6 protein-coding genes and 1 pseudogene are annotated in these 6,900 nt (G+C 43.1%); all 7 read left to right on the forward strand.

Features of this window, described 5'->3' with window-relative positions; translation table 11 throughout:
- Positions 1-1,323 (forward strand): Mu transposase C-terminal domain-containing protein (locus CAG68_RS00365; RefSeq protein WP_161440640.1); only part of this gene is annotated, 1,323 nt, incomplete at its 5' end.
- A complete protein-coding gene (locus CAG68_RS00370) occupies positions 1,313-2,707 on the forward strand; it encodes an ATP-binding protein (RefSeq protein ID WP_237667817.1) in 1,395 nt (464 codons plus the stop codon). The genes CAG68_RS00365 and CAG68_RS00370, both read left to right, overlap by 11 nt.
- Positions 2,700-3,614: a TniQ family protein gene (locus tag CAG68_RS00375; RefSeq protein ID WP_047103489.1), complete on the forward strand. Its 915-nt coding sequence runs from the start codon at positions 2,700-2,702 to the stop codon at positions 3,612-3,614. The genes CAG68_RS00370 and CAG68_RS00375 overlap by 8 nt, the downstream gene beginning before the upstream one ends.
- Before the next feature lie 4 nt (positions 3,615-3,618).
- Positions 3,619-5,202, forward strand: a complete 1,584-nt coding sequence (locus CAG68_RS00380; protein ID WP_161440642.1) for a TnsD family Tn7-like transposition protein — start codon at positions 3,619-3,621, stop codon at positions 5,200-5,202.
- Positions 5,203-5,213: 11 nt separating this feature from the next.
- On the forward strand, positions 5,214-5,807 hold the full coding sequence (locus CAG68_RS00385; protein WP_161440643.1) for a hypothetical protein: 594 nt from the start codon (positions 5,214-5,216) through the stop codon (positions 5,805-5,807).
- Between the two features lie 41 nt (positions 5,808-5,848).
- Positions 5,849-6,328: a hypothetical protein gene (locus CAG68_RS22245; protein WP_237667818.1), complete on the forward strand. Its 480-nt coding sequence runs from the start codon at positions 5,849-5,851 to the stop codon at positions 6,326-6,328.
- A gap of 130 nt (positions 6,329-6,458) precedes the next feature.
- Positions 6,459-6,900: pseudogene (locus CAG68_RS00395) on the forward strand (hypothetical protein); the annotation flags it as partial.

The following is a 6,900-nucleotide window of genomic DNA, read 5'->3' on the forward strand; positions in this document are numbered from 1 at the left end:
GGCCTCGCTCGACAGGGTGTTCGTGGCCCCACCAGCCGCTATGAAATAGATGCCACAGTCGTTGATCAATACATACGCTACCCCTACGACAAAACCAATCAGTTAGCCACGGGACGCCCTGTGATCTATCTAGTTGTAGATACGTGGTCTGGCATGTTTGTTGGCACTCATGCTTGTTTTCACGGCCCAGATTGGACGGGAGCATCACAAGCCCTTTTCAATGCTTTTACCAACAAAGTCCAGTTTGCTAAACGCTATGGCGTTGAAATTACTGAAAACGAATGGCCGTGCCACCATGTCTGCTCACAGTTAGTCATGGATCGAGGTTCCGAGTATACAGACCGTAACATTGAAAGCATGCTTAAGGGTGAAATTGGCTTATCAATCGCCAGTTTCGCTCCGTATCATCGCGGGGATTGTAAAGGAACTGTCGAGAAAGCATTTGATATTTTTCATCAAAATGCTGTTCGATTTGTGCCTGGTCAAGTCATGAAAGTACCCAGCAAGGAAGAACAACACGCTTCTAGAAAAGCGTCGATGTCCTTCGAAGCATTCATGGAAAAGCTCATAAGGACAATCATTTATACCAATAACAACCGCCTTAGAAAGAACAACCATAACTTCGAGATGTCTCGTGATGATGTTGGTTTCTCTCCTAGAGACTTATATCTCTACGGGCTAGAAGAAATGGTGATACCGCCAGCTCAGATTCCTGAAGAGCGACTTCGTTTCGCATTGCTACCTGCTGACAAGGCGACTGTGAGAATGGAGGGCGTTTACTTTAAGGGGCTGTATTACAGCGCTAACAAAATCATTCATAAACAATGGTTAGACAAAGCTCGTAATTTTGGTCGATACACAGTGGAAGTTCGATACGACCAAAATTCAACGAACTTTATTTGGTGTAAAGACCCTGAATCTAACGAACTAATTACTTTAGAACTCACTGATCGCTCTGAAACGTATCGTAATCAAATTTGGCAATCGACCCTTCATGAAATCGAATTAACCAAACAAAAACAAAGCCTTCATGAAGAACATTCATTCGCTAACAAAATTGAGTTCTTAAACAAACTGGATGAAATCGATAAACAAGCAAAAGCTGACGCTCGATACTTAAAAACATCGTCAGCAAAGTCTATCCAGACAGGTATCAAAGAACGAAAGAGTATCGTCTCTTCTATTGAACGCAGCAAACAATCTGAGCAGATAGCAGCAACCTTAAGTTCCGAAGATAACGCTAGCTCCACTGCTAAAAAGAATACCCAACACTTGGAAACACCTGATTTTTTTGACTTTGATGATGAACAAGATGATAGCTAATTATATACCTCACCCTAACTCTCAGATGGCACAAAATCCTCTGATTGAAGCGCTAGGAATGCCATTGCTACCTAAACAATTTATCCAGGCAACAACACTATCTCCTGACATGATGATTGATGTCAGTTCGCTCCCTACTGAGCATCATGGTTACTACACCAGAACATTCATTGATAACCTATCTGAGTGCTATGTTGTTCAGGATGAAGCCCCACGCCTTTATGACACCGTATTTCGCATGATTGAACGAGGCTATATCTATCGCAACCCTTTGGTGTATGGCGATATTAAACAATTGCAATTTGCCGACTCTATTGAAATACCTGAAGGGCAAGAGCGCACTCTAAAGCAAACAGCAAATCAGCAGAGTTTTTTGGTAGCAGGTCTATCAGGTCGCGGAAAGTCAGCGATGGTAGAAAGCATCTTGTCTGCCATTCCTCAAGTCATTTCACATCAAGAGTACCAAGGACAAAGGTTCATCTACGAACAGATTGTCTGGCTTAAGATCGATATCCCAACAGCTCGCGGGCAGCGTGCACTACTCTGGAGGATTCTTGAGTCCATCGATTCGGTAACTGGTGAGAATTATTATGAGTCACATCAGAAAAGCTCAGTTACGGCGCTCATGATTGCGGTTCGTAAGGCGCTACTCATCCATGGTGTTGGGATTATTGTTCTAGATGAAGCTCAGAACCTATCTGAAACTCGACAGTACGAGAAAGTTGGTAACAACGAGAACGCCACACTAAAGTTCGTGGAAGAGTTGTTTAACAAGGTTGGTGTACCACTATTACTCGTCGGGACACTATCAACACTTAATCTGTTTTCTAAAGAGATGACTGCCGCTAGGCGAATTGGAAAGACAGGGTCGCTAATCTTAGAGCAATGTGATGTTGAAAGCTCGTTTTGGAAACGCTTCATTAAGCAAATGTGCCCGACACAATTACTTAAAAATCAGACCACTGACATTGATACTCTAACGCGCCATGTTCACTACTTATCAGCAGGGATCCCTGCTATCGCAAGCAGCCTAATAAAGGCCACATTGTCTTATCTGACTTATCTAACACCAAACAATCAAGACCTAAGCATGGCTGCTCTAGACCATGTATTCAAAGAGCAATTTCTCTTGGTCTCAGGCGCATTAACTGCACTAAAGCGAGGTCAGTTTTATAAATATGAGGATTGCAATCCTTTATCTCAATTGCACTCGGTTCAACAGGATTTGTTTTCAGAAAGTGGCTCAAATATTGACGGCAACCAAGTCTGTAAGCAATCCCCAAGAAGCTCTCGTTCTGCCGCAAACCTTACTGAGAAAGACCAAGAAATGCTAGAGAGCTTAACTCCTGAAGCCTTACTAGCGCAGGCTAGAAAGTATGAATAACATCTTGTACCTACTACCGAACGAACACCTAAGAAGCTTCCTTAGCCGAGTTCATACTATGTCCCCTTTTGGCACTTTTGCTACTTCAGCAAAACGTCTAGGGCTGGCAAATTTCAGTGCGTCGCCAGTTACAGTCATGTCTGACCTAGACGCCATACTGATGAATATTCTTAATGATGACAATCGTTCGATTTGGCAAATGCATATGCACGGTAACGTCATCGAGTCTTTCCTCAACGAGCGAGAGAAGCGCGAACTACCATTGTTTTTGAAAGGAAAGCCATATGACATCGACTTTACGCAATCCCAAACGGTACATAATCGTTTGTGGCGTTACTGCAAAGACTGTATTGCTGAAGACTTAGATACTGTTGGTATTTCATATTTTCACCAACATCACCAACTACAGGGGGTTTTTCACTGCTACAAACACGGAACGAGGCTCATTAATAGCTGTTCTTCATGCAGTTACACTGTAAAAAATCTTAGTCGAATGCAAACCCCAACATTAATCTGTCCGAGCTGTGGTTCCAGCATGATAAGTCAGGGAGCGTATTATGATGAAACAATGCTAAGAGTTGAACAGCTTATGTTGGCGTTAAATGAGCAAACGCTCACCCTATGCCTTGAATCCGTGCAACAAAATACGTTGGCACGCATGGGGTTTACGCTTGAGCAAACTGATACGTTGGCTTTTAAGAAAGCTTGTGGCGATTGGTACAAAGAAATTTTCATGACTCTAGGGAAAGGCGCTCTAGAGCAGTACTTCTCGAATACGAGGAAAGTAAATGATCACATAATTTCTCCCACTATGAGGACTACACGATTATTTTTATCGACTTCAACAAACAGATTTAGTCCACCACTGATCTACATTCTCATGCTGGTTGCTACAGGACAGTTATAGACCTATGTACCTGCACGAAATAGCTGGTGAAGCATTTTATAGCCTTGTTGCGCGACACCACGCAGCCTCACCAAGACGCTCGCTACGCGAAAAAAACCGAGCTCTCCTAGGGCGCACAGATGTTCGCATTAACCCCCAGCTTCCTTGCATGCTCGAACAAGTTGCCAAACAGACTTCAATAGATGCGGAAAGGTTGTTGTTTAACAGTACTTGTTTCCCTGTTGTCGGCGCTTGCCTTCAAGATAACAAAAGCAAAGCAAGACTTAGATTGCACCTGTTGAGCAATGATGGCAGTCACATCGCGGTCTTATCACGTACTACTTCTTCTCGGTTAAGGTTTAGCAGCGCACTAAAGTTCTGTCCGCAATGCCTTGAGGAAGACACATTGAAATGGGGGCATGGTATTTGGCGTACCGTACATCAGTATTGCGGTATGTTCGTTTGTCCAAAGCATGCTTGTTGGCTGCAATATGCACCGACAGATGCCGATGGCCTTAACAAACGCATCGAACTACCACCAACACCTTACGATAGATGTTTCCATGGTTCTGATCTTTGTTTAGAACGAGCTTTGAGGTTATCGCAATTCATCAGTAGTTGGCATCGCTATGAATACGAACGTCGATACGAGCATATTGCTACACCCTCTCACTCATCTTGGATGATTAAGACCCATTTGTTAACTCCGAAAGGACAGATCAGGCAATCAGAAGCCGTCAATCGTCTACAAGACTTTTGGGCTCCTCTATTTGCTGGTGCAAAGCTACTGCCTTCGAAGCTATATAAATTCAATTTCTTAAGGTGCCTTCTCCTAAACGACCACTACAACCATTACATACAGCATGCATTGGTTGGTGCTTTCTTTGCGAAGAACGCCAAGTGTTACTTTCGACAAACTTCTCAGGTCTCGAACTATTGTAGTCGGGAATCTCATAAGCCTCGTGTCTGTCTATCCGAGTTGGCCTCAGGAAACCCGCTTCGTTCTGTCGCCAAGGCGACAGGGTGTTCGGTTGGCTTTCTAGCAGCCATGGCGCAACGCAATGGGGTCACAATCAAGCATCGATTTAAAAGACTCAACGATGCATTAGTCGACCAAATATTGAGACTCGCTTTTCGCGGGGTTCATAGACGAGATATCGCCAAATTATGCGGTGTTAGCGTTGGTACTGTAGAACAGCAAATAAATGCGATGTCAGGATTATCCGCATGGAGAAAACGACTCTGGTTCTGCCAAAAACGACATCAATATCGTCAAACACTCCAGAAGATCATTTCCCAGAATCCAACATTAACTCGGACAGAGATTAAAAATTCGAGCAGTTGCTACATGTGGCTATTTCGATATGACAAGGACTGGCTAAACCAGCACTTACCAAAACGAGAGCCTGCTAAGTACCATCAATCTATTGATTGGAATCTGGCAGATAAAAAGCTGGCTAAACAAATTAAGCGACACGTAAAGAAGGCTACTTCAGTTTCACACGTCGAAAGGCAGGTGGACTCACAACACTCATTAATCAAAAACAGAAAACGCCTACCCCTTTCGGTTAGGCAAGCGGAAAAAATCGTCTCAAAATCCCAAAATTAGGAACAATTACTATGAAATTTCTCGGTACATTCAAACAAATTTTCGAAGCACACGAAGTCAAACCTCGCTTACGTGACATCGCGATGTTTGTGACTCTTAATAATACAAGGCTCTATCCGAGAGAGCAGTTTGATGAAAATGGAGACATTCATCCGTACCTAGCACCACGTCTTGACCTGATTAAGATCATCAAACAAAAAAACTCAGTTAAGTGGTTCTTTACTGAAAGAACTTATCAAATTTGGGATTACAAAGTACCTGTTAGGCGCCCAGCTTTCCTCAAGGCACGCATGAAGCAATACATGAAAGCCGAAAAGTTGTTTGAGCAAAGTCGTAACTATGTCACAGCTAGCCCTGCATCACTCTTAAGAAGAGACGATGAAGCGAAAGTGTTCAACATGTTCTGTGATTACATGCTCACATTTAATCAAATCGCTGTTGAGAGCAAATCTATAACATTGAATGAATGGCTTGTGTGGTATTCAGACATGAGGCGTATTGAAGCACAAAAAGAAGAAAACAAAGAAAAACAAAGACGTCACCGAGAAGTTATCGCTGAATGTAACAAATTGGAAGATGACCAAGACTCAACCGACGAAAATTAACCGTATGATGACCAACGCAATGATCGCTGTGAGGAGATCTGATGAATAAGCTCGAAACTAAGCGATTAAAAGCTATTGTCTCGCTTCTCAACGGCCTAGAACTCATTTCTCATGAGGAGTTACCCGAAGAGCAGCACAACGCTCTTTGTATCAATGTGAACGGCTGGAGGCACTACCCGTCCTTTCAGTTCGATGAGCATTTTAATCTTATAGATAACCTCAGAAACAATCTTAGTCTCATGCGAGAAGGCCGAGACGACACTGATATTCTACTTTGGATGATCTCCGAGAAATCGGTATTGGTGGAGCGAGCTGTTGCTCCACCAGCATTAGTTTCCAAGTACCTAGATAAAGGCGACTTAGCGGGCTACGAGAGATTGGTCTCAGCAGAAGCGCAAAGTCATAAATACGTAACCGCCAAACCCTGTGACTTGATTGATGACCCGTTGTTTGAGGTGTTCCTTGAGGACTGGTTAAGGCCTGACGAAAGAGTAATCAGAACTTATGCATTGAAACCATAACTGATTTCCAAGCTCAATACCTCCAAAACTTGAGGCCAACACTAGTAACTTACTCTATTTTCACTTAGCTTATCATATTGATTTAATGGGCTTTGGTTGGCTCATCGCCTTCGAGTTGAGAGGAGTGGCGATGCTAGAATATGCGTTACATGGCGATTCAAATACCTTAAGGCATGTTGATTCTGTCGAGAATGGCTTAAAGTGCAATTGCGTATGCTCTGGTTGTGGAGATCGCTTAGTAGCTAAAAACAATGGAACTAGTGGTACAAGACATCATTTTGCACATGATTCGAAAGACGAAAACAGTAACTGCTTAATGACTCAACTCCACTTAGTCGCACAACACTTTTTTCTTGAATCGCAGCCCCTTTATCTTCCGCCAGCATCCTTTGAATACAAAGGACAAACACTGAGCCAATGCGAAGTATCAGCAAATGTTCGAGGTGGAAACCTAGAAGTACGCTTAGACCGCTATATCGCGGATGTACTTCTCGAAACCGAACTCGGTGACATAGTGATCGAAATATTCGTCACTCATGAAAATGAAGCTGAAAAAACAACCTACTATCAAC

Source organism: Vibrio sp. V42_P2S4T144 (assembly GCF_009904715.1).
Classification (GTDB): Bacteria; Pseudomonadota; Gammaproteobacteria; order Enterobacterales; family Vibrionaceae; genus Vibrio; species Vibrio alginolyticus.